Source organism: Winogradskyella costae (assembly GCF_013403865.1).
Taxonomy (GTDB): Bacteria; Bacteroidota; Bacteroidia; order Flavobacteriales; family Flavobacteriaceae; genus Winogradskyella; species Winogradskyella costae.
This window is the reverse complement of the sequence record NZ_JABFDK010000005.1, coordinates 100,278-123,774: the sequence shown is the minus strand read 5'-3', so window position 1 is coordinate 123,774 and position 23,497 is coordinate 100,278. Positions and strand designations below refer to the sequence as shown.

Genomic DNA, 23,497 nt, shown 5'->3' with positions numbered 1-23,497 from the left:
TCGATTAATATTGAAATATCAAAACACTCCTAAAGATTATACTTTATTTTGATGATTTAACAATCAGTTTCTTGGTCAGTACATTAAACCGAATAAACAGTAGAATCGCTGCTACAGTTAAACCTGCAATTAGTCCAATCCAAATACCAAGACTTCCATAAGCTTCTGCTTTCCCTAGATAATAACTAATGGGAAAACCAATAACCCAATACGAAACAAAGGTAATTATAGTTGGCATTTTTACATCTTGTAAACCACGCAGCGCTCCAAGTGCAATAACCTGGAGACTATCGCTTATCTGAAACACAGCTGCTGCTAATAATAACGTTGCAGCAATACTTACAACTTCTGCTGTATCAATTGCATTTTCAGGATCGTCTAAATCCACATACAAATCTGGAAGCAATTGATGGAACGCCACAAAGAGTAAGGCAAAAATTACAGCAAAAATAAAGCCAACAAAAAATATAGATTCAGCAATACGTTTTAAGGCTGCAAAATCCTTTAATCCTTTTTGATTCCCTACCCTAACCATGGCCGCAACACTTAATCCGGTTGCTACCATAAACGTCATGGAAGATAAATTTAAGGCAATTTGATTAGCAGCTTGCGCATTGGCCCCTAAAGTTCCACTTAACCATATGGCTGCGGTGAAAATACCAACTTCAAAAAACATCTGCATCGCACTTGGAAGACCTAAATTACTTAGCTTTCTCATGGGTTCTTTACTTAATTCAAAGAACTTTATGTTAGTTACGTATGCTTTTGATTTTTCGCGTTTAGCTAGTAACCACCATAAGTAAGCCACCATAACAAAACGAGACACTAAGGTTCCAACGGCTGCACCAACTATGCCCATTTCAGGAAAACCAAACTTTCCAAAAATCAGAACATAGTTAATGGCTACGTTGAGTAAATTAGCAACTATTGTAGCATACATTGGATATTTGGTTAGTGATAATCCATCACTAAATTGCTTAAATGCCTGAAAAATTATCAATGGTACTAATGAAAAGGCTACCAAATCTAAATACGGAATAGCCAAATCTACCACTTCTTCTGGTTGATCCATTATATACATTAGAGGCTTAGCAAATAATAAGATACCGAATAAAACCAATCCTAAAACTGTGCAAAGAAAAAGACCATGCTTAAACATTGATTTTCCTTTTTCAAAATCCCCTTCTGTATCGGCTTCTGCTACTAAGGGTGTAATTGCTGTAGAAAAACCTATTCCTATAGACATCGCTATAAAAATAAAGCTGTTACCTAAAGAGACTGCTGCCAATTCTGTTGCCCCTAATTGACCAACCATTATATTATCTATAAAACTCACAAAAGTATGACCAAGCATACCTAGCATCACAGGAGAAGCGAGTTTAAGATTGTATCTAAATTCTTTAGTGTAATTACTTAAAACCATGGCGCAAAAGTAATACTTCCATTTAGTTTTAAGAATGAATTATTTGGTAAATAGTAGGTGCCTTTTAAAATTTTAATGAGACGTTATAACCACCTGTAGTTAAAGGTTATTTATCAATTCTTTTAGCTTGTGTTAAAAAAGATAAACCTTGTTGACCTGATGTAGAAGTCATTACCCCTTCAAAAATTGGCTCAGGAGAATTTTTAGGGGTTTTCCAATCAAAAATAAAATTACCACCTGTACCTCCTGCGATATCAACTTCATTAATAACGATATCTAAAGTTTCCATTGGAGTTAAATACACCGGTTTATCAAAATACGTTTTTAATAAAGTACCATGTGTATCAAAATAATCTATTTTAGATAAGTAGAGTGTGTCTTTCGCACTTGTATTTCTTATACTTATCATAGCAGTAAGATTATACATCTTATGCTGTGAATAACTATAAATTTGAGAGTAAACCGACAGATATGACTCCCCTGATTCTAAAGAATCTGTAAGTTTAATAGTTGCTTGTCGTGCACTCCAGTCAATTTTTTCGTACCCATCATCATTAAATCTTTCGTCACAAGAATAGAAACCATAAAGTACTATAAATAAAACTATTACTCTTTTCATGATATGATAAATTAAGTCATTATAAACTAATCGATTGGCATTATTTTATACACTTAATAATACTGATAAATTTTAAAATTTCAAATAAAATTAAACATTATTATTTACTGCTGTAAAGTCCACAATTTTCCTTAACCGATTAAGGTTTTATTAAGTATTTCATTCACTTCGCTTAGGCTGTCTTCATTATCTAATAGAACGACTAAAGTATCATTTGCTTCAATAACGGTAGAACCACCTGGACGTACAAATTTATTATTTCGCTTTATCATTACAATAAATGCCGAGGTAGGAAAATGCAAATCTATAATTCGTTTATCTACAGCAAAACTATTTGGCGGTATTAAGAGTTCTTCCATTGCTGATTTAGGCAAATTAAGAATGTAGCGATCATTCTCTGCAATAGGTTTTACTTCTTCTGGCAGAGCCACATTTAACCATTTTGCAAAAAGCGATAAGGTTGTTCCCTGAATTAAAACAGAAGTCACTGAAATAAAGAATACGATATTAAATATCATATTTGCCTTATCAATACCGGCTAATAATGGATAGGTCGCAAATACTATAGGAACAGCACCTCGCAAACCAACCCATGAAATATAAAAGCGTCTTCTCATTTTCATTTTAAAAAACATGAGGCTTATTAACACCGCTGCCGGCCGTGCAACAAGAATAAGAAATACTGAGATTAACAAACCGATTCCCATATAAGGAATAATTTGAGATGGAAAAACAAGTAAACCTAATGTAAGGAATAATACAATTTGCATTAACCATGCGATTCCATCAAACATTTTTAGAATTGTAGATTTATGAATTAAATCTTGATTTCCTAAATAAACTGCACATATATAAATAGCAAGAAATCCATTTCCACCGACAAAATCAGTTGCTGAAAATGTAATAAACATCAGCGCAATAACTAAAACAGGGTAAAGACCTTCAAAGCCCAATTTAATTCTATTAATAATAATCCGACTCAATTTACCAAAGGCAAAACCCGCAATACCACCTAAGATCATCTGTTGAAAAAACATAAAAATCATTGTAGGAATACTCTGGTCTTGGTTAATAACCAAACTTAAACACGCTAAAGTTAACACATAAGCCATGGGATCATTACTTCCGCTTTCGAGCTCTAATGTTGGTCTCAAATTTGTTTTTAATGCTAAATTCTTAGAACGTAAAATTGAAAATACGGCTGCTGCATCTGTAGAAGACACAATGGAACCTAATAGTAAACTTTCATAAATAGTGAAATCTGTTACAAACCAAACAAATATACCGAGTGTTGCTGCTGTTAGAAAAACACCTAATGTGGATAAAATAAGTCCTTCCCTAAGAATGGGCTTTATAGCTTTGAAATTGGTATCTAGACCGCCAGAAAACAATATAAAATTGAGAGAAACAATACCGATAAACTGTGCTAATTTAGGATCATCAAAACGAATACCACCAATACCATCAGAACCAGCTAACATTCCTATAGCTAAAAAGAGTATTAATGTTGGTACTCCAAATTTATAAGATGTTTTTCCTACTATGATACTTATAAAAAGCAGTAGAGAACCTATTAAGAGGATGTTTTCGGTGGTTAAATTCATACGTTACTAGCTAAAATTAGCAAGTACAAATTTAGGTTTTTTATTAAAAAAAAGTAAGTAAATAAGCGTTTTAAAACGTAGTAACTCAATAAATTATCAACTTATAAAAATTAGGGTAAGATTACATCTTTATAATAAAACACAACGACTTTAATTACCATATTTATAGTTACTTAACTACGTCTTTATTATTTACATATAAAAAACGAACTATAATGTAAGCGATGCCTTCTTGGCGTCCTCAAATTCACTGACCATTTCATCAACAATCACAGAAACCGGCTTTATATCATGAATCAATCCGGCAATTTGACCAATCTCTAATTCGCCGTCATCTAAATCCCCTTCAAACATACCACGTTTGGCTCTAGCTCTTCCTAATAAGTCTTTGAGTTGTTCTGGTGTTGGCCCCGTTTTATAGAGCTCTTGTAAGTCCGTGTAGAATTTATTCTTTAATAATCTAACAGGAGCTAATTCTTTCAGAGTTAATTGTGTGTCTCCTTCTTTAGCTTCTACAACCACTTGCTTAAATGCTTGGTGAGCTGAAGATTCTTCACTAGCTACGAACCGACTGCCCACTTGTACTCCATCGGCACCTAATATCATACACGCTAACATGGCTTTTCCTGTAGCAATACCTCCTGCCGCAATTAACGGAATTTGAAGTTGTTCTTTCACCATTGGTATCAATGTTAATGTGGTGGTTTCATCTCTTCCATTATGTCCCCCGGCTTCAAAACCCTCTGCAACTATCGCATCTACGCCGGCATCTTGTGCTTTTAGAGCAAACTTTACACTACTAACCACATGCACCACTGTAATCCCTTTATCTTGTAACCATTTGGTCCAAGTCTTCGGATTTCCGGCAGACGTAAAAACTATTTTCACACCCTCTTCTACAATGATATCCATAATTTCTTGAACATTTGGATACAACATTGGGACGTTAACACCAAACGGCTTATCGGTTGCGGCTTTACATTTCTGAATATGTTCTCGTAACACATTGGGATACATAGACCCTGCGCCAATTAACCCTAAGATTCCAGAGTTACTTGCTGCAGAAGCTAATTTCCAACCGCTGTTCCAAATCATTCCTGCTTGGATAATAGGATATTTTATATTGAAAAGTGATGTGATTCTATTTGCCATAGTTTAAAATTATATCTGTTGTAAAAACGTATAAATTTCGGCAATTCAAGTGAATTTCACGATTGAAAATGAGGATAATTTTTATTGTACTAAGGGAATTAACGTTCCATCCATTTTCGATACGATTTCTCGCTCATCGAAATTACGCGAATTGACATTTAGCATTAATTAAAACTTTTGATGAATTTTAATATTTTTGAAATGTTCTGAGTCGAAAATTTAATTAAATAAAGTCCAGCTGTAAAATTTGAAACATCTATCGTTTTAGAATTTTCGGTTATCACCTGATTCAAAATTTCCTGACCTAATTGATTATAAACTGAAATCTCTAAGTGATTTACGGTTGCGGGTAAAACAATATTTAAGCTCGATTTTACTGGATTTGGATAAATTTCAAAATTTCCGAGCTGCTCCTCATCAATTGATAATGCTAAGTTCTTTGCTAAATCTAAATCCGGAATACCATACCCAAGAAAGTCATCTGGTGCAGTAAACTGTGAGGCCGATTGCCTAACGTAATCCTTTATTTCGGTTGGTGAAGCATTTGGTAATGCTTGCCATAATGACGCAATACCTCCACAAAGAATGGGACCACTAAACGATGTGCCATTATTTTGGACAATACTATTAAATTCACTAATAACATAGGCAGCTCCACCCCTAGCGACCACATCTGGCTTTTGATATCCTATTTGTGCTGCTCCTCCTTGTGAGCTGAACGCCACATAATTTCCATCCCCATCTACAGCGCCAATAGACAACACATCTGGAGAATCTCCAGGTGCACCAACAGTTTGCCAATCTGTAGCGCCTGCATTACCTGCACTGACAACAACTAAGATACCTTTCTCTGCAGCGATGGACGCTCCTTTTGAAATATAAGCAGTTTGCCCGTTCATGTCTCCTGGCGTATGGCTATAATTTGAGTTATCATAAGTGGTATATCCTAAAGATGTATTTATTAAATCTACACCTAAACTATCTGCACGTTCTGCTGCTTCTACCCAATAACTTTCTTCTATAGGATTTTCACTTCCAGCATCTTCTGTTCTAAACAAATAGTAGGATGCATCTGGTGCCGTCCCTACAAACTGATCTTGTACAAACGCTGCCATCGTACTCAAGACTTTTGTTCCATGATTACTAGCTGTATAGGCATAAATATCTGAAGTTCTATCTATAAAATCATATCCATTTAATAAATCATTATTATCTCGCAACCGCTGAAATGCCCCCATCGTATTTACATTTGGAAACCCAGAGTCCATAATTGCTATAGTAATACCTTCTCCTGTAAAATCGGCTAAGTGCAGATTATCTACATTAATCATTTCTACTTGATTTTGTGTACCACCATAAGTAAATGCAACAGTTTCATCTTCGATTTCTGTTTTATTTAATTGGGAGGCACTTCTTGAAGCAGTATTGAAGTTTTGATTAGCAAAATCAATAGTTTCAACAAATGTTAAATTACTTAAAGCGTTGATATCGTCTTCTGAGCCTCTGACATGAATAGCGTTAAACCATTTGGATTTTGCCAAGACTGTGATTCCTGCTTGAGTTTTTAAAGTTGCAATATAAACCTCATTAACGGGCACGTCGCGTTCATCAATAGCAATACTGTGACGCTGTTTTCTATCTAATGCTTTTTGTGTAAGAATACTAACAGGATTTGCTAGTGCAGCTAAAACATTTGGTTTGTCTGTAAGATAAATCCATGCGTCTTCTTGTGCAAAACTATTTCCAATTATAAAAAATAAGAATAATACTGTAAAACTGTTTTTCATAAGACTATATATCTAACTTGTTTTCGCAACAATTAGCATCTATAAAGATTAAAAATTACTCTCACTGATAATCTCTATTTCCCGTATCAGAGGACTAATCAGAAAGCAAGTTAAGAAATAACTCCTGATCCTAATAATTCGTCTTCTATATACCAAGCCACAAATTGACCTTCAGTAATAGCGGATTGTTTATTTTCAAATTCTACATACATCCCAGAAGCTACTTTATACAAAGTGGCTTTCTCTAAGGTTTGTCTATAGCGAATTCTTGCCATTACTTCCATGGTTTCTCCTTCGCTTATCGCTAAATCTTCGCGTACCCAATGCAATTCTTCGTTAGTCACAAACAACACATTTCTGTATAAACCAGGATGTTGTTTACCTTGACCTGTGTAAATTATATTGTCTTTTACGTCTGTATCTATAACAAATAAAGGCTCTACTGTACCTCCAACTCCTAAACCTTTACGTTGACCTTTGGTAAAATAATGTGCGCCTTGATGTCTACCGACTACTTTTCCGTCTGTTATATTATAGATTGGTTTTTTAGATAAAAATTCTAATTCATTTTCTTTTGAATCGAATTGAGGAGCCGATTGATTATAAATTTCAAACGTATCTGACACCTCTACAATATCACCTTCTTTGGGCTTTAATTGTTGTTGTAAAAATTCTGGTAATCTTACTTTTCCTATAAAACATAAGCCTTGAGAATCTTTCTTTTCGGCAGTAATTAAATCTTGGGATTTAGCAATTTCTCTCACTTCTGGTTTTTGCAATTCACCAATGGGAAATAAAGCTTTCGCCAATTGTTGTTGAGATAATTGACAAAGAAAATAGGATTGATCTTTATTATCATCTGCACCAGCTAACAACTGATGGATTTGTTTTCCATCTTTTTCGACGGTTCCTTTTCTGCAATAATGACCTGTTGCAACGTAATCTGCTCCCAACTCTAAAGCGATATCCATAAAGACATCAAACTTAATTTCACGGTTACAAAGTACATCTGGGTTTGGTGTACGTCCTTTTTCGTATTCATTAAACATATAATCTACAATACGCTCTTTATATTGTGCACTTAGATCGACCGTTTGAAAAGGAATACCCAATTTATCTGCCACCAACATGGCATCATTACTATCTTCTAACCATGGACATTCATCAGAGATGGTTACAGAGTCATCATGCCAGTTTTTCATAAACAGGCCAATAACTTCATATCCTTGCTCTTTTAAAAGATAGGCTGCAACACTAGAATCTACTCCTCCTGAAAGTCCTACGATGACTCTTTTCATATTAATTACCTGCCAAAGCAGGTATCTCTTTTAATTAATAACTAGTGCTTTTTGAAAAACACACTTAAAGTCCCGTCAAGGGGACAATCTAAAAACATGAACATTATATATTCATTATGTTTTTGTTCGAAAAACTTCGGCAAAATTACAAATAAAAAAGGCAATCCTATTAAGATTGCCATTCTGAAATTCTATAGAGCGCATAGCTTTAAGCTATTCTTTCATAAATAAGACTTCTTGTGTGGTATGGTCTATTTCTTTTGAAAGTTCACCCCCTTTATAATATTTCCAAGTACCATTTTTTTTGCTCTTAATATAATTGCCTTCGGATGTGATATTACCACTAGCATCATAGTTAATAGTTTCCCCCTCTAATTCACCGTCTTTATAATTTGTATGTCTTAGCAACGCACTTTGTTCAGAAAACCACTTTGATTCGCCATCAAGTTTACCATTCTTATAATTGGCACTTTCTGCAACTGCACCATTTTTAAAATACACAAAGCGCTCACCATTTAATAATCCATCGTCATTATAATTCTCTACAATCATTTTAGCTGTAGAATTTTTATGATAAAATGTCCATTTCCCCATAAATCGTTTACCATTCATTTTGCCTTCGCTAATCACTTTTTTATTTGAAGCTAGAAAAGTGACATCAGCAACACTATCCTTTTCATTAAAAACTTTTATAGCACTGAGTACACTTTTTCCTGAAGACAGCGTGTAGAATTTAAATGAGTCGATTTCCTTACCATGTTTAAAAGAACCTTCATAACGTTTCTGCTTGGTATTATGATAATCTTTAGACCATTTACCATGTCTTAAACCATCTTCATCAAATTGATTGACTGAATTTTGCGCATAAGCAGATGTTAAAAATAGTGTTAAAGTGAAAAGCGTAAAAACTTTTTGTTTAATCATTTCGTATTTTTATTAAACAAACCAATTAAGGTTTAAATGTTGAACAATATAAAAACTCAAAACAATGAAAATTATTTCAAAAAACTTCAAATTACTTACAGTATTTCTATTGGTTATAGGTTTTACGTCTTGTAGTGATGATGATGATAACACAACATCACCAACCCCTACAACTGTAGTTGACATCGCTTTAGAAAACAATTTAACGAGCTTAGCTGCTGCATTGCAAGCCACTGATTTAGTAACAACCTTACAAGGTGAAGGCCCTTTTACTGTATTTGCACCCAGTAATGCTGCATTTGCACAATTACTAGCCGATACTGGTTTAGATCTAAACAACTTATCTACCGAAGAAAATGCTTTAGTAAAAAATATTTTATTGAACCATGTAATTATCGGATCAACAGTAACATCAGCGAACTTAGTTGACGCCGGCTCTGGTTATACAAACACAGCTGCAACAGGCCCTAACGAAGCTAACTTAAGCTTATATTACACTACTTCTAACGGAGTAATGCTAAATGGTTCTTCTGCGGTAACTAATGCTGATAACCTTGCTAGTAATGGTATTGTACATATTGTTGATGAAGTCATTAGCTTACCAACAATTGCGACGTTTGCGACAACCAACCCCGCTTTATCAAATTTAGTAGCAGCATTGGAATTAGCTGATTCAGGAACACCAACAGTGCCATATATTTCTACCGTATCTGATGCTTCTGCTGGACCATTTACAGTATTTGCACCAACAAATGACGCCTTCGCTAATTTATTATTAGAGTTAGATCCTTCAGGAAATACTGCTCTTGGCGATTTAGCACCAGCAACAGTAGACGCTGTCTTAACGTATCATATCGTAAGTGGCAACATACAATCTAGTGGTTTACCAAATGGTGCTGTTATGACTCTAGGTGGAGAAATTACTGCTGATAATACTGCATTTACGTTAACTGATTCGAATAATCGAGTTAGTAATATTGTAACTAGTTTAGTGGATATTCAGTCGATGAATGGTGTAGTACACGTTATAGATACTGTACTTCTACCAATGCAATAAAACTAATAATATTAAGGTTGACAACCTTATTTTAATAATTTGTTTAATTAGTTAGATAAAGGCTTAAACTGTAAAAGGTTTGAGTCTTTCTGATTATAACACTTTTGAAAAATAAATACGTCGGTGACCCATCGGAAAATCCTTTATTTCACCAATAACGTCATAATTATGCTTCACATAAAAACCCTCTGCTTGAAAATCAAAAGTATCGACCATTGCTATACTTGCACCTCTTTTTTTTGCTTCATTTTCGAGATAATTTAATAGCTTAGTTCCTAAGGCCTGATTTCTATATGCTTTAGCTACCCAAAGAATTTTAATTTCTAAACCATTCCAATAATTGATGCCTGCTAAAACACCACCAATCACATCACCTTTTTCATTCTTTACACCAAACTCTAAAGGAGTCCAAACAGAGGATAATGCCGCTACCTTATCTAAATTATAAGCGTTTAGACCATCAACTATGGTTTTAATATCTGTTTTATTACAAATTTCAATTTTCATCTATATCCATGTATTTAATAAAAATAGCCTCAACAAAATGCTGAGGCTATAAGTCTTGTAAGAATGGAAAGCTGAAATAATTATTTCTTCTTCCCTTTTTGTTGTGCTTGTTTTTGTTGCTCAGCTTGCTCCATCATTTCAGCCATTTTTTTCTGAAACTTATTTTGTTTCTTAGGCTTCGTTTTGCTGACTTCAATTTTAGCTAACACTTTATTTTCATCGATAATGTAGTTTTTAATAACTAACATAATACCAATACTAATTAAGTTAGAGATAAAATAATACAAACTTAAACCTGATGCATAGTTGTTAAAGAAAATCAACATTAAAATTGGAGAGAAATAAATCATATACTTCATCATCTTAGCCATATCTGGCATCCCCTCTTGTGTTGGCTGTGTTGCCATTTGCTGACCAGTAGTCATTTTCATGTAAAAGAAAATAGCAATTGCAGCTAAAATTGGAAATAAAGCTACGTGATCTCCATATAATGGAATGTGAAAAGGCAAATCTAAAACCGAATCATAAGAACTTAAATCGTCTGCCCATAAGAATCCTTTTTGTCTTAACTCAAAAGCTGTTGGGAAAAACATAAATAAGGCATAGAATACAGGAATCTGCATTAAACCTGGCAAACAACCACTCAGCGGGCTTGCCCCTGCTCGGCTTTGAATAGCCATAGTTTCTTGCTGCGCTTTTAACTTATTGTCTTTGTATTTTTCTCTTACAGCATCTAATTCTGGCTTTAAGATTTTCATCTTAGCTTGCGATAAGAACTGCTTATACTGTACAAATGATAATACAATTTTCACTAAAATAGTCATCACAATAATTGCAATACCGTAAGATGGTAAGTGTTGACTTAAGAAACCAAATAATGGAATAAATAAGATTTTATTGATCCATCCAAAAATTCCCCATCCAAAAGGAATACTTTCTTCTAAACCTTTATCATAGTCTTTTAATGTTGCGTTATCTGTAGGTCCATAATACAAACCTAAGTTTTCGTTTAACTCACCACCATTAAAAGCTAATGGCATTTTAGAGGTATATAACTTAGTATACAAAGTATCTATTTCTTCATCTTCTACTAAATCTAAAGATGTAACTGTAACTTTTTTAAACGGGCTATTGTTAGCCACTAAAATAGAACTAAAGAAATGCTGTCTATAAGATAGCCACTCAACATCATCAACGGTTTCGTCATCATCACTAGCTTGTGATAATTTATCGACTTTACCATCATCGTACATGTACGTTAATCTCGTATAGCGATTCTCGTAGCTTATACTTTTAGAATGACGAATACTCTTTTGCTTCCAATCTAATTCAATCGGTTGCGATGTATTAAATACTCCACTTAAACCCTGAGATTTAATTGAAAAATCAATCATATAATCATTAGGTTTCAACTCATAACGGTATTCTAAAAAGGCTGTTTCAGAAATTTTAAGTTTCATAGAAACTATAGTGTTCTCTCCACTTTTAGTTACACTTGGTTGAAAAGGAAAGTCTTGTGTATTTAGTGTTCTATTATCAGACGTTCCGAAGGTGATATTAAAGGCACTGTTGTTATCCTTTACCATGTAGACTGGTACAGAATCGTAGTCTACAAAATTTCTCAGCTTTACTTCTGCTAAGTGACCACCTTTAGTATTAAATTTTAACTCATAAACATCTGTTTCTACAGTCGTAAATTTGTCTCCCGCATTTGGTAAGGTTAATGCATAAGCAAAAGAACCTACTTTATTTTGAAGTGCTACTTTTTGAGTAGAATCTAAAGCTTGTGTGTTTACGGAATAATCCGAAGCCGACGTTACTAAAGTTTCATTTTGCTTACTTTGATTTTTTTCAGCTTCAACCTGCTCTTGTTCTGCTATTTTCTGAGCTTCAAGTTCTTCCGGACTCGGTTGATTTTGGTACATTATGTACAATAGTATACCAAAAATAAGTACAAAACCTATTATAGATTTAACGTCGAATTTCTTTTCTTCCATCTTTAATTTTCAATTTTAGACCTGTCATGTATTTTACATTTGACAGGTCTTATAAGGTAACAATTGAACAACCCAAAAAACTGTCCAAAATTTATTTTACGCCAAAGTGGCATAGTATTGATTACTTTTTCTTCTTCTTGTATTTTAGAGCAGCAGCAACAAATGCTACAAATAATGGATGTGGATTTTTAACTGTACTCTTATATTCTGGATGGTATTGCACACCAACAAACCAATCGTTGCTAGGAATTTCTACAATTTCTACTAATCCTGTTTCAGGATTAAGACCTGTAGCTTTCATACCTGATTCTTCAAACTGAACTTTATAATCGTTATTAAATTCAAAGCGATGTCTATGTCTTTCAGTAATCGTTTCGGAATTATAAACTTTATAGGCTATACTATCTTTTTCTATGTTACAATCCCATGTTCCTAAACGCATGGTGCCCCCTTTATTAACAACACCTTTTTGCGATGCCATTAAATTAATGACAGGATCTGGAGTCTGCTCATCCATTTCTACAGAATTCGCATCTTTAAGGTTTAGTACATTTCTAGCATATTCTATTACGGCCATTTGCATACCTAAGCAAATTCCTAAAAATGGAATATTTTGTTCTCGCACAAAACGTACAGCATCAATCTTACCTTCAATACCACGCTCACCAAAACCAGGTGCAACTAAAACACCATCTAAATGCCCCAGTTTGAATTCGATATTACTTTCTGACAAGTATTCAGAATGAATTGGTTCTACATTAACCTTCACTTCATTTTCAGCTCCGGCATGTATAAAAGCCTCTAAAATAGATTTATAAGAATCTTGAAGCTCTACATACTTACCAATTAAACCAATGGTAACTTCACTTTTAGGGTTCTTATGTCGTTTTAAAAATTCATTCCAACGTTTTAAATCGGGTACATCACTTTTTAATTGCAACTGATTTAAAACTACTTTATCCAAACCTTCTTCTAACATTAAGTTAGGCACATCATATATTGTAGAAGCATCAATAGATTCTATTACGGCTTCCTTTTTCACATTACAAAAACGCGCTAATTTAGTTTTTATACCATCATTAAGTGGGTGTTCTGTTCTACATACCAAAATATCGGCTTGTACTCCACTCTCCATCAAGGTTTTTACACTGTGCTGGGTTGGTTTCGTTTTTAATTCGCCTGCAGCAGACAGATATGGAACTAATGTTAAATGAATAACACAGGTATTATGTTCTCCTAAATCCCACTCCAGCTGTCTTACAGCTTCAATATACGGTAAAGATTCAATATCTCCGACAGTTCCTCCAATTTCTGTAATGACAATATCATACTCTCCCGAGTTACCAAGGATCTGAATTCTACGTTTTATTTCGTCTGTAATATGTGGAATAACTTGAACTGTTTTTCCTAAAAACTCACCGCGTCTTTCTTTATCAATAACACTTTGATAAATTCTACCTGTTGTAACGTTATTGGCTTGTGAGGTTGGAACGTTTAGAAAACGCTCGTAGTGTCCTAAATCTAAATCCGTTTCTGCTCCATCATCCGTAACATAGCATTCGCCATGCTCGTATGGATTTAAAGTTCCTGGATCTATATTAATATATGGATCTAATTTCTGAATGGTTGCTCTGTAACCTTGTGCTTGTAGGAGTTTAGCCAAAGATGCTGCTATTATGCCTTTTCCAAGAGAAGAAGACACGCCTCCAGTTACAAAAATATACTTAGGGTTTGTGGTCATGATACGCTTTTAAACGCAGGCAAAATTACGAAATTTAATGAGTTATTCTCTATTTGTTTATGGTTTGTTAATATGTTATTATTTCCATAGGGCAACATATGTAAATAATGACCTTAGTTAGTGATTTACAAACCGTTATGAATTACTACAATACAGACATCACCATCCTAAGACCGACTTACTTCACTTTTAAACGCGAAAGGAATTTATACATAGAATCATTTAACAGATTATATAAGACATTTATCTTCTTGAAGAAACAGTAATAGCATCAATTTATTTTTAGTTATTAGCATACAAAAAACCTGGCTGCTCTAAACATCTCGCTTAAAAAGCTACAATTCATTTAAAGTAAATAAATGAGATTACCGATTGCAACTACACCTGTCAAACAACCTAATATGAAGTCCATTTTAGTTGCGAAAAAAGTTAGCTTATGTTCAATTCTACTAGCGACTGTGGCATACAATGCATATAGCGTAAACGAACCTATTGTAGAACCTAATGAAAAATAAAAACCATTTAGAAAAGAGTATTCGAAGTAATCTAACACTATTAAAAAAGAAATAGATGTAAAATAAAATGGAATCGCAAAAGTATTGAGTAGCGACATACCGATACCATGAAAATAAGCTTTCGACTTTTTTATTTTTATCTTTAATTTATGTTTTCTAGAAATAAAATGTAATCTAAAAAAATAAATAGATATAAGGAACAAAATTCCTGTACCGATCTTTTGAATGCTCGTAATGTATTCTGAATTTTTCATTAAAACACTAGATAAGTAAGCACCAATATTTGCTTGAAAAAACAGTACTGTGGCAAAACCACCAATTAGATACAACGCAGATATCCGACCACTTTTTAAACTGAATTTAACAACTGTTAAATTTAAAAAGCTCGGTACAATACTGCCAGATGCAGCAACTACAAATCCTAAAAGTAAGCATATAAAGAAGTTCATAATTTATGTCTTGCTACAAATAAACAATTTAGAGTGTTAGTTTATTACTGCGTTCCATTTTTGCTGTAACTCAAAAGGATTTTGTTATAAGATTAATGCTAATAATTACGAATTATCTGTTTAATCCTCTATTTATATGTGAGAAAAAACGTTAACATTGCTTTGCGAAATCTCAATAAATTTTATCATTGAACTATTCCAACTCATTGATTATCATTTCTCATATTTGAACTATAAAATAGACTTCAATATTAGGACATATAAAATCTTAGATTAAAACGCATAAAATATCTTCAAATTTTTGATGCGACTTCAGGCTTTTATTCGAAATTAGAGTGGTTGAATGTTTGAAAAATTTCAGCTATCTTCGTTATAAGTTGAGTACAAAACACCTATATACAACTTATCAAAGCAGGGAAACGCTTTTATATTCATCAGCCATTGCACACAAACTAATGAAAACCAAATTACACATTTTCAAAATTGTTGCGAAGCATTTAAGTTTTACAAAAGCTGCCGAACAATTATATCTTTCACAGCCCGCCATATCTAAAGCCATTAAAAATTTGGAGCAAGATTATAGAACCACATTATTTATAAGAAAGCGGAATTCTATAGAATTGACTGCAGAAGGAAAGTCATTTCTTGTTTACGCGAATAAAATACTGGCCATTTATACAGATATGGACGAGAAATTTCTTCATAAAAAAGACGATTTTCCTGATATCATAAATTTTGGAGTGAGTACCACGTTGTCTAATTATATTATCCCTAAAATAATTGCAAAATTTAGAGTTCAATATCCTGAAACAAAGTTTAACATCGTAAGTAATAATTCTGAAAACATTGAAAGCTTGATCTTAAATGAAGATATTGATTTTGGAATTACAGAAGGAAGTACTTCGAACCCAAAAATACAATTTGAAAAATTTATTAAGGATGAAATAGTCCTCGTAACTAATGTTAAGAATAATACGTTTCAAAAAGAAAGTATAGATATCAACATCTTACAAACCATCCCCATGGTTGAACGCGAAAAAGGTTCTGGAACAAAAGTAATAATAGACACTTTTCTAATGCAGCATAACATTACAAAGCTTAATGCTGTTGTATTTTTTAATAGTACTGAAGCTATTAAAAATTATTTGTACCACTCAGACCATTATGCACTTCTTTCCATTAATTCTATTTCTGATGATTTAATTAACAACAAACTAAAAATCATAGACATCAAAAATTTAAGTATCGAAAGGTGGTTTTATTTTGTAAAAAGGACAGGCTATATTTCTAATTCTTTTGAATACTTCAAAAAATTCATACGCCTAAACTATAACTTTTAGTTATACCAAAGAACTAATTAATTTGCTGAAAAGTTATTTAAGCATGTTACTTTTGTATAGATTATTAAAATAACATGACAGCTATTTTCTCAAAAACAGTTTACGTCTTTATCATCGTAATTATTCTTTTTGGATTTATAAACAGCCCAACAGCATTAATTCTCGGATTTATAGTTACGCTTATTTTAAAAAACCCGTTTCAGGAATATAGCCATAAAGCCATTCATTATTTTCTTAAAATTTCGGTTGTAGGATTGGGCTTCGGGATGTTTATTAATGAGACCCTTGAAACCAGTAAAGACGGCCTAAGCTTAACCATCTTCTCTATATTTTTAACAGTAACAGTAGGTTTATTACTAACAAGACTTCTAAAATTAGATTTAAAGTTAGGACATCTTATTACCTCTGGCACTGCAATTTGTGGCGGAAGCGCCATTGCTGCTATTTCTCCAGTTATTAAAGCCAAAAATAAAACAATAAGTATTGCTTTAGGCATTGTGTTTCTATTAAACGCTATAGCATTATTTGTATTTCCGGCAATTGGTCATTATCTAAATTTATCACAAGAACAATTTGGTTTATGGTGCGCTGTAGCCATACATGACACTAGTTCCGTGGTTGGAGCAACATTAGGTTATGGAGAAGAAGCATTGCGTATAGCAACAACGGTAAAATTATCTAGAACGTTGTGGATTATTCCATTATCTATTTTCTCAATGTTCCTTTTTAAAACAAAAGGTAAAAAAATTAAAATTCCTTACTTTATTCTTTTGTTTATTGCAGCTATTGTAATTAATAGCTTTCATATTCTGCCAACATCAGCGACTCATGTTATTGTCTTAATGTCTAAAAGATTACTTATAATAACCTTATTTCTTGTAGGAACATCTATCTCAATAAAAGACTTAAAATCGACCGGAATAAAACCTATTTTTTTGGCGTTAACGCTATGGATTTTTATTTCTATATTTTCATTAGTCTATATTCTAAATTAGACGCTTTGTAAAATACTCGAAATTAATGGTTGAAAGGTAGTCTGATCATTGTTCAATGCGAACAATTAAAATGCCTACTTTCTAAAATCTCTACGAATTGTATATATCAGCTCCTCTAAGCCATTGATTTTTATTTCGCACATTTGTGCCATCATGCGACCAAGTTTTCCTTCAGGAAATCCTTTTTGCTGATACCAGATGTAATAATGCTCTGGAACATCTATTAAGTATTGATTTTTGTATTTACCAAAAGGCATTTTATAATGTGCCAATTCAATTAAAACTGTACCGTCTAATTCCATTTTAATTAAATTTTAGTGTAGATAAAAACCGTTGAATTAGTGTGATTTGTAATCTTCAAATTTCTTAAGTTCAATTTGAATTGTTTTTTCCCATTCCTCTTGCATCTCTACATTCATAGAATGGTCAGTTTGCTCATCGTAACGTTGTTGAGTTTCATTTACAGCCTCATTAATTTCAGCATGTAATCTGCTCATCTGTTCTTTTACATTCTGATTAACAATCAACGCTGCTATTTGCGCTCTAAATTGACGTGCATAAAGTTCTGTAATATCAAAATGTAGTTGCTCATGAGCCAATATATGATGATTACCCTTCTCCTTTATATACCAAGATTTATTGGGATAAAAATGGGCTTCTACTGTAGTAGAAAAATCTACTATTCTTTCTCCAGATGTTTTTACTCCATACCCAAAAGTTATACCCGAAGCGGTAACGGCAGCAGCATTAGATTTTAAATCTGGCACCGCCTTAAAGTCAGCCCAAGTTAGCTTAGTTTTTTCATTCCAAGTTACAGAGTCTTCAATAGATGTACCCCCAATGAAAAATAGAGATATAATTATAAGTAGGTTTTTCAAGAGTAATTATTTCGAATTAAATGTAAAATCTTTTTCGATAGTAGACTACTAAATGCGTTGTAAGACTAGGAAATCACTATTAATGACCTTTTATTGCAACTTAGTCAGCTTTAACAATTCTAAGGTTATCATATTTAACTATGTAGACAGCTTCATTAACATACCCCCCCATTAAGGCTTTATTATACCTGAATTTATTTTCAATATATTCCGTTTCAATAGCATCGATTGAGGCTTCATATAAGTTTTCAGCAGAAGCCAAACGCATTAAAAGATCTAAAGTAATATCAAATCCGCGCGACACATATTTACTAGGTGACACCCCGTATTCTTTACGGTATGTATCCACAAAACCATTTGATTTTGTTTCGTCAAAATCCTTGTGTACAGATGGGTAATGAAACTTAAGGTTAGACAAGTTATTATTATCGATATCCTTTCCTTCAAATGCCTTCCCTTTATTGAGAGTTGCTAATACAATCTCAGTTTTATTTACTGCAAAGCCATTCAGCATACTAATAACACTAGAAGCCAACGATGTATTTTCAGTTTCTAAAAACACTATTGTTTTACCTGCATTAAATACATTTTGCAAGTTAGCATGGTAAATATAATAAGCGTCTTTTGATTTATCCTTCTTGTCCTTTTGTGTTAAAATTAATTTAGAATTTGGAAATTGTTTCTGTAAAGCTTCACTACTTGTTCTATGTAAGTGATCTGAAATAATTACCACTTTAGTCTTTAAACTATCTGCTTTTACAAAATCTATCATTGTCTTACTCAACAACTTATCTTCTGGCAAAGTTTGAAATACATTACCGTAGACCTGTTTTGGCTTATTCATAGCTGCAATTACAGGAATATTATCCGCTTTTAATGTCATTGCTACACGGTTAAAACTATTTTCCTCCATTGGGCCAATCACAGCATCATAATCTGAAAAATCATTTTCAGCTAAAATATCAGCTGTTCTTGAAATATGGTAACGCGTATCAAAAACTTTTAAATCTGTTGAAATCCCTAATTGCTTAGCAGAATCTAAGGCCATCATAACACCAACATGAAAATCTAAAACAACTGATAATCTTTTGTCTTCTTTAATCTTGTCTTTAGTTGCTTCAACCGCATCCACATCTATCCTATCGAGACGATATGGCAGCATCAAGGCTATTTTTTTAGTCTTAAAATTGGTTAGGTTACTCTTTAAATTTGTAGTTTCAACAACTTCTAAACTACTAGTAGTATCAACATCAGCTGGTACTTTTAACACCATTCCTGCTTTTAACCCTGTTTCTTTTAATTCAGGATTTAACTTTTCTAATTGCTCCTGAGTTAAATTTAGTTTAATCTTAAGTCTAAAAAAGCCTTCTTTAGGTAGTACTTCATAATAACCAAAAGTCGATTCAACCTGTTTTTCTTCAGTATCGTCAATATTTGGTACGTTTAACTCATCACCTGGCTGAATAGTTTCATTCATAAATGGGTTTAAAGCTTCTAATTCTGCAACAGAAATCCCAAATTTATAAGCAATTCGCCATTTACCTTCCTTAGGTTGAACCGTATATTTTTTTACGGTATTCATTAACGTTTGCTTAGAAACTACCGTTCTGTATTTAGGTATTCTAATTTTATCACCTTTTTTAAGATTTTCTGAATATAAAAAACGATTTGCCTTTTTAATTTCATCTTCAGAAACATTGTATTCTTTAGTTAATCCATACAATGTTTCTTTTCGTTTTACTTTATGATCTTTGTAACCAATTAATTCTCTGCTATCATCTACAATAGCATCATTCTTAACTTTAGAGTTAGGAATAATTAAAACTGAATTGGGTTGAAACTTACGTTTAGCATCAGGGTTTAGTGCGTAAATATCAAATGGAGTCACTAGATAACCTTTGGCAATACTTTCAATTGTTTCACCTGGCTTAACAGTGTGCTCTATATAGTCTTGAGCACTAAGTCCAATTGTAAACGCAATTAAAATGATGGTTAAGATATTTTTCATGAATTCTATTTTACTGCAAACAATTATTTAAAACCATTTACTTTTTTTACTTTATAAAATGACTAAAACTGCACTTCGATTACACTCAGCTATCAGCTATTTTTTTTTCTTTTACAGCTTATTGAGACTGTAAACTGACAACTTTTTTTATTCCCATTCAATAGTTGCAGGTGGTTTTGAGCTAATGTCATAAACAACTCTATTTACACCTTTTACTTTATTTATAATTTCGTTTGATGTTTTTTGTAAAAACTCATACGGTAAATTAACCCAATCAGCCGTCATTCCATCTGTACTTTCAACAGCTCTTAAAGCAACACATTTTTCATAGGTACGTTCGTCTCCCATGACTCCGACACTATTTACAGGTAACAACATTGCTCCGGCTTGCCATACTTTATCGTACAGATTCCAAGACCTTAGATTATTAATAAAAATAGCATCTACCTCTTGTAATATACGTACTTTTTCAGCGGTTAGATCTCCAAGAATTCTAATTGCTAAACCTGGCCCCGGAAATGGGTGACGTCCTAACAATTCTTTATCCATATTCATAGAGGCACCAACACGTCTTACTTCATCTTTAAATAATGCTCTTAGCGGCTCAACAACCTTCAGTTTCATGTAATCTGGTAATCCTCCCACATTATGATGACTTTTAATTGTTGCACTTGGTCCACCTGTTGCCGATACACTTTCTATTACATCTGGATAAATTGTACCTTGAGCCAACCACTTTACATCCTGAATTAAATTAGCTTCAACATCAAAAACATCAATAAATGCAGATCCAATGGCTTTTCTTTTAAGCTCTGGATCACTCAATCCTGCTAATGCATCCAAAAAGCGTGCCGAAGCATCGACTCCTTTTACATTAAGTCCCATGCCTTCGTATTGATTCAGTACATCCTCAAACTCATTCTTACGCAGTAGACCATTATTAACAAAAATACAATAGAGGTTTTCACCAATTGCCTTATGCAATAACATGGCGGCTACAGAAGAATCTACCCCTCCTGATAAACCAAGAACCACTTTATCATCACCTAATTGCTCCTTAAGACTATCAACGGTTTCTTCAACAAAAGATTGTGGTGTCCAATCTTGCTCAACCTTAGCAATCTTAATTAAGAAATTACTCAAAAGCTGATGGCCATCTGTAGAATGGTAAACTTCTGGGTGAAATTGTATCGCATAGGTTTGCTCACCTTCAATTTTATAAGCCGCATTCTCAACGTCGCTTGTACTTGCTAAAAGTACTCCGCCTGTTGGTAACTGCTTAATTGTATCGCTATGGCTCATCCATACTTGGCTGCCTTCATGAATATTCTCGAAGAAATCTTCGTCAGATTTTATAAAAGCTAAATTTGCTCTTCCGTATTCTCTTGTGTTAGATTCAGCCACTTGTCCTCCTGAAAAATGCGCTAAATATTGCGCACCATAACAAACGGCTAGCATTGGTTTTTTTCCTCTGATGTCTTCCAAATCTGGGTGAAGCACAGCTTCTCCTCTTACGGAATTTGGACTACCAGATAAAATAACAGCTTTAAAGCTCTCTGAATCTGAAGGAATTTTGTTGAATGGGTGAATTTCGCAGTAGATATTTAATTCTCTAACGCGACGCGCAATAAGTTGTGTGTATTGCGATCCGAAATCTAGTATTAGGACTTTGTTGTGTTGCATGCGCAAAAATAGTAAGGTTTTCGGAATTACGATTTATCAATTAGTATTTTTTGTATTAACTTTTTAACAAGTGAAGCCTACTTTTAAACTATTGAAAAAAGAAAAGCGTGATTTGGTTGATAAAACAGTACAGCAACCAACGAATTAAGCTAAACCATAGATTCTAAAATCATCTCGATATCGCGTTCTGTCGTATCTGGGTTTATAAAGCAAAAACGTGAGCAAGTTTCGTATGTGTCTCCATTTTTCCACTTGGTCGGTGTGACTAATGCAAAACCTTTTTCGTGGTTTTCATAAGTCCAGTGGGTGTAATCTTCGGGATCCCAACCTATCCTTCTATATAATACACAAGATAAACTTGGTTCTCTCACCAATTCTAAATTTGGGTGTGCTTCTATTAAACGACCAGCAATTTGTGCCAATTCTAAACCACGTTCCACGGCTTCTTTATAACGGTCTGTTCCGTGAGTTGCTAATGAAAACCACAAAGGCAAACCTCTAACACGTCTGGTTAATTGAATTTGATAATCCGTTGGATTAAATCCGTGAGCACCTTCATCTTTAAAAATCTCTAAATATGAGCCTTGTTGTGAATGTGCATTTTTAGCCAACTCCATATTTTTATAAAGTACAGCACCACAATCGTAAGGTGAAAACATCCATTTATGCGGATCTATAGTAATGCTATCCGCTTTTTCAATTCCTTTAAATAGGTGTCGTACAGAATCTGCAACTAAAGCCCCACCTCCATAAGCAGCATCGACATGAAACCATAAACTTTCATTTTCGCAGACTTCCGCTATACTTGATAAATCGTCAATGATACCAGCATTAGTTGTTCCGCCTGTACCAACAACCGCAAATAAACATTTTCGCTGATGCGTTGTTAAACTTGTTATTTTTTCTTTTAATGCTTCGCCTGTTAAATGTTCTTCAGAATCGACCAAAATAATGTCTACATCTGCAACTTTCGCCATTGCTTTTACGGAAGAATGGGCTCCCATAGATGTAATTATTAATCCTTTTTCATTCTTAAATTCTGGGTTTTCTCTCCAATGTTCTCTAGCGGTAACAATCGCTGATAAATTAGCTGCTGTACCACCACTTGTAAACACCCCAAAAGCACCTTCTGGCATGCCTGTTAAAGAGACAATCCAGCTCATAGCTTCGTTTTCACAAAAAATGCCTCCGGCACCCTCCATCCAATAAGCGCCATGTATACTTGATGCTGCTGTTATTAAATCGAACATTATAGCAGCTTTTGAAGGTGCTGCTGGCACGAAAGCTAGATTCCGTGGATGATCAACAGGCACGTTTGCTTTTGATAAGTGTTCTTTCCATAAATTAAAAGCATATTCTCCACCAACCCCTTTTTCTGTTACAGTATCTCCTACTAAAGCTTTTAATTCCTCGTATTTTTTAGGTTTTCCTATTTGGTGCTCTGTCGCTGAAACTCTTCCGATGACATATTTCATGACATCTAAAGTCATTTCAATAAGATCAATATCAATGTGATGCAT

General features: G+C 33.6%; 19 protein-coding genes. 3 read left to right on the top strand and 16 right to left on the bottom strand.

The annotated features are described in order from the left end of the window. Window positions 1-43: 43 nt before the first annotated feature. The 7 genes from HM986_RS11930 to HM986_RS11900 all read right to left on the bottom strand — a co-directional run bounded on the left by HM986_RS11930 (window position 44) and on the right by HM986_RS11900 (window position 8,807). The gene (locus HM986_RS11930; protein WP_179335319.1) at window positions 44-1,423 is read right to left on the bottom strand and encodes an MATE family efflux transporter; all 1,380 of its coding nucleotides are present in this window, start codon (window positions 1,421-1,423) and stop codon (window positions 44-46) included. A gap of 106 nt (window positions 1,424-1,529) precedes the next feature. After that, window positions 1,530-2,042 carry a DUF3124 domain-containing protein gene (locus tag HM986_RS11925; protein WP_179335318.1) on the bottom strand — a complete coding sequence of 171 codons (513 nt, stop codon included), beginning with the start codon at window positions 2,040-2,042 and terminating at the stop codon, window positions 1,530-1,532. A gap of 131 nt (window positions 2,043-2,173) precedes the next feature. Further along, window positions 2,174-3,646 (bottom strand): potassium/proton antiporter, encoded by a 1,473-nt coding sequence (locus tag HM986_RS11920; protein ID WP_179335317.1) that lies wholly within the window; start codon window positions 3,644-3,646, stop codon window positions 2,174-2,176. 210 nt (window positions 3,647-3,856) lie between these two features. Continuing rightward, the gene (locus tag HM986_RS11915; RefSeq protein ID WP_179335316.1) at window positions 3,857-4,798 is read right to left on the bottom strand and encodes an NAD(P)H-dependent flavin oxidoreductase; all 942 of its coding nucleotides are present in this window, start codon (window positions 4,796-4,798) and stop codon (window positions 3,857-3,859) included. A gap of 164 nt (window positions 4,799-4,962) precedes the next feature. Then, entirely contained in the window at window positions 4,963-6,585 is a 1,623-nt protein-coding gene (locus HM986_RS11910; RefSeq protein ID WP_179335315.1) for a S8 family serine peptidase, read from the bottom strand. A 110-nt stretch (window positions 6,586-6,695) separates the two neighbouring features. Continuing rightward, entirely contained in the window at window positions 6,696-7,883 is a 1,188-nt protein-coding gene (gene mnmA / locus HM986_RS11905; RefSeq protein ID WP_179335314.1) for a tRNA 2-thiouridine(34) synthase MnmA, read from the bottom strand. Between the two features lie 213 nt (window positions 7,884-8,096). Further along, window positions 8,097-8,807, bottom strand: a complete 711-nt coding sequence (locus HM986_RS11900) for a toxin-antitoxin system YwqK family antitoxin (RefSeq protein WP_179335313.1) — start codon at window positions 8,805-8,807, stop codon at window positions 8,097-8,099. A 64-nt stretch (window positions 8,808-8,871) separates the two neighbouring features. On the opposite strand from HM986_RS11900, the gene HM986_RS11895 reads away from it, so the two are divergent. Continuing rightward, window positions 8,872-9,864, top strand: coding sequence for a fasciclin domain-containing protein (locus tag HM986_RS11895; RefSeq protein ID WP_179335312.1), 993 nt, complete (start codon window positions 8,872-8,874; stop codon window positions 9,862-9,864). A 93-nt stretch (window positions 9,865-9,957) separates the two neighbouring features. Here HM986_RS11895 and HM986_RS11890 read toward each other — a convergent pair whose 3' ends face one another. From HM986_RS11890 to HM986_RS11875, 4 genes are all read right to left on the bottom strand, one after another. Then, a complete protein-coding gene (locus HM986_RS11890) occupies window positions 9,958-10,371 on the bottom strand; it encodes a GNAT family N-acetyltransferase (RefSeq protein ID WP_179335311.1) in 414 nt (137 codons plus the stop codon). 80 nt (window positions 10,372-10,451) lie between these two features. After that, window positions 10,452-12,368: a membrane protein insertase YidC gene (gene yidC / locus HM986_RS11885; protein ID WP_179335310.1), complete on the bottom strand. Its 1,917-nt coding sequence runs from the start codon at window positions 12,366-12,368 to the stop codon at window positions 10,452-10,454. A gap of 121 nt (window positions 12,369-12,489) precedes the next feature. Beyond that, a complete protein-coding gene (locus HM986_RS11880) occupies window positions 12,490-14,109 on the bottom strand; it encodes a CTP synthase (RefSeq protein ID WP_179335309.1) in 1,620 nt (539 codons plus the stop codon). 346 nt (window positions 14,110-14,455) lie between these two features. Next, a complete protein-coding gene (locus HM986_RS11875) occupies window positions 14,456-15,073 on the bottom strand; it encodes a LysE family transporter (protein ID WP_179335308.1) in 618 nt (205 codons plus the stop codon). Between the two features lie 455 nt (window positions 15,074-15,528). On the opposite strand from HM986_RS11875, the gene HM986_RS11870 reads away from it, so the two are divergent. After that, on the top strand, window positions 15,529-16,413 hold the full coding sequence (locus HM986_RS11870) for a LysR family transcriptional regulator (RefSeq protein ID WP_179335307.1): 885 nt from the start codon (window positions 15,529-15,531) through the stop codon (window positions 16,411-16,413). 74 nt (window positions 16,414-16,487) lie between these two features. Beyond that, window positions 16,488-17,408: a YeiH family protein gene (locus tag HM986_RS11865; RefSeq protein ID WP_179335306.1), complete on the top strand. Its 921-nt coding sequence runs from the start codon at window positions 16,488-16,490 to the stop codon at window positions 17,406-17,408. Between the two features lie 74 nt (window positions 17,409-17,482). On the opposite strand, the gene HM986_RS11860 is transcribed toward HM986_RS11865, so the two are convergent. The 5 genes from HM986_RS11860 to HM986_RS11840 all read right to left on the bottom strand — a co-directional run bounded on the left by HM986_RS11860 (window position 17,483) and on the right by HM986_RS11840 (window position 23,497). Continuing rightward, a complete protein-coding gene (locus tag HM986_RS11860) occupies window positions 17,483-17,710 on the bottom strand; it encodes a DUF3820 family protein (protein WP_179335305.1) in 228 nt (75 codons plus the stop codon). Between the two features lie 36 nt (window positions 17,711-17,746). Continuing rightward, window positions 17,747-18,286 carry a DUF922 domain-containing protein gene (locus HM986_RS11855; protein ID WP_179335304.1) on the bottom strand — a complete coding sequence of 180 codons (540 nt, stop codon included), beginning with the start codon at window positions 18,284-18,286 and terminating at the stop codon, window positions 17,747-17,749. Between the two features lie 100 nt (window positions 18,287-18,386). Then, window positions 18,387-20,294, bottom strand: coding sequence for a LysM peptidoglycan-binding domain-containing protein (locus HM986_RS11850; protein ID WP_179335303.1), 1,908 nt, complete (start codon window positions 20,292-20,294; stop codon window positions 18,387-18,389). A gap of 147 nt (window positions 20,295-20,441) precedes the next feature. Beyond that, window positions 20,442-21,977: a glutamine-hydrolyzing GMP synthase gene (gene guaA / locus HM986_RS11845; RefSeq protein WP_179335302.1), complete on the bottom strand. Its 1,536-nt coding sequence runs from the start codon at window positions 21,975-21,977 to the stop codon at window positions 20,442-20,444. Between the two features lie 149 nt (window positions 21,978-22,126). Then, complete coding sequence (locus tag HM986_RS11840; protein WP_179335301.1) at window positions 22,127-23,497, bottom strand: pyridoxal phosphate-dependent decarboxylase family protein; 1,371 nt, start codon at window positions 23,495-23,497, stop codon at window positions 22,127-22,129.

What these genes read in the sequence shown, in the direction of transcription:
- HM986_RS11930 (WP_179335319.1), bottom strand. Translation starts at nt 1,423, where the DNA reads ATGGTTTTAAGTAATTACACTAAAGAATTTAGATACAATCTTAAACTC.
- HM986_RS11925 (WP_179335318.1), bottom strand. Translation starts at nt 2,042, where the DNA reads ATGAAAAGAGTAATAGTTTTATTTATAGTACTTTATGGTTTCTATTCT.
- HM986_RS11920 (WP_179335317.1), bottom strand. Translation starts at nt 3,646, where the DNA reads ATGAATTTAACCACCGAAAACATCCTCTTAATAGGTTCTCTACTGCTT.
- HM986_RS11915 (WP_179335316.1), bottom strand. Translation starts at nt 4,798, where the DNA reads ATGGCAAATAGAATCACATCACTTTTCAATATAAAATATCCTATTATC.
- HM986_RS11910 (WP_179335315.1), bottom strand. Translation starts at nt 6,585, where the DNA reads ATGAAAAACAGTTTTACAGTATTATTCTTATTTTTTATAATTGGAAAT.
- mnmA (WP_179335314.1), bottom strand. Translation starts at nt 7,883, where the DNA reads ATGAAAAGAGTCATCGTAGGACTTTCAGGAGGAGTAGATTCTAGTGTT.
- HM986_RS11900 (WP_179335313.1), bottom strand. Translation starts at nt 8,807, where the DNA reads ATGATTAAACAAAAAGTTTTTACGCTTTTCACTTTAACACTATTTTTA.
- HM986_RS11895 (WP_179335312.1), top strand. Translation starts at nt 8,872, where the DNA reads ATGAAAATTATTTCAAAAAACTTCAAATTACTTACAGTATTTCTATTG.
- HM986_RS11890 (WP_179335311.1), bottom strand. Translation starts at nt 10,371, where the DNA reads ATGAAAATTGAAATTTGTAATAAAACAGATATTAAAACCATAGTTGAT.
- yidC (WP_179335310.1), bottom strand. Translation starts at nt 12,368, where the DNA reads ATGGAAGAAAAGAAATTCGACGTTAAATCTATAATAGGTTTTGTACTT.
- HM986_RS11880 (WP_179335309.1), bottom strand. Translation starts at nt 14,109, where the DNA reads ATGACCACAAACCCTAAGTATATTTTTGTAACTGGAGGCGTGTCTTCT.
- HM986_RS11875 (WP_179335308.1), bottom strand. Translation starts at nt 15,073, where the DNA reads ATGAACTTCTTTATATGCTTACTTTTAGGATTTGTAGTTGCTGCATCT.
- HM986_RS11870 (WP_179335307.1), top strand. Translation starts at nt 15,529, where the DNA reads ATGAAAACCAAATTACACATTTTCAAAATTGTTGCGAAGCATTTAAGT.
- HM986_RS11865 (WP_179335306.1), top strand. Translation starts at nt 16,488, where the DNA reads ATGACAGCTATTTTCTCAAAAACAGTTTACGTCTTTATCATCGTAATT.
- HM986_RS11860 (WP_179335305.1), bottom strand. Translation starts at nt 17,710, where the DNA reads ATGGAATTAGACGGTACAGTTTTAATTGAATTGGCACATTATAAAATG.
- HM986_RS11850 (WP_179335303.1), bottom strand. Translation starts at nt 20,294, where the DNA reads ATGAAAAATATCTTAACCATCATTTTAATTGCGTTTACAATTGGACTT.
- guaA (WP_179335302.1), bottom strand. Translation starts at nt 21,977, where the DNA reads ATGCAACACAACAAAGTCCTAATACTAGATTTCGGATCGCAATACACA.
- HM986_RS11840 (WP_179335301.1), bottom strand. Translation starts at nt 23,497, where the DNA reads ATGCATCACATTGATATTGATCTTATTGAAATGACTTTAGATGTCATG.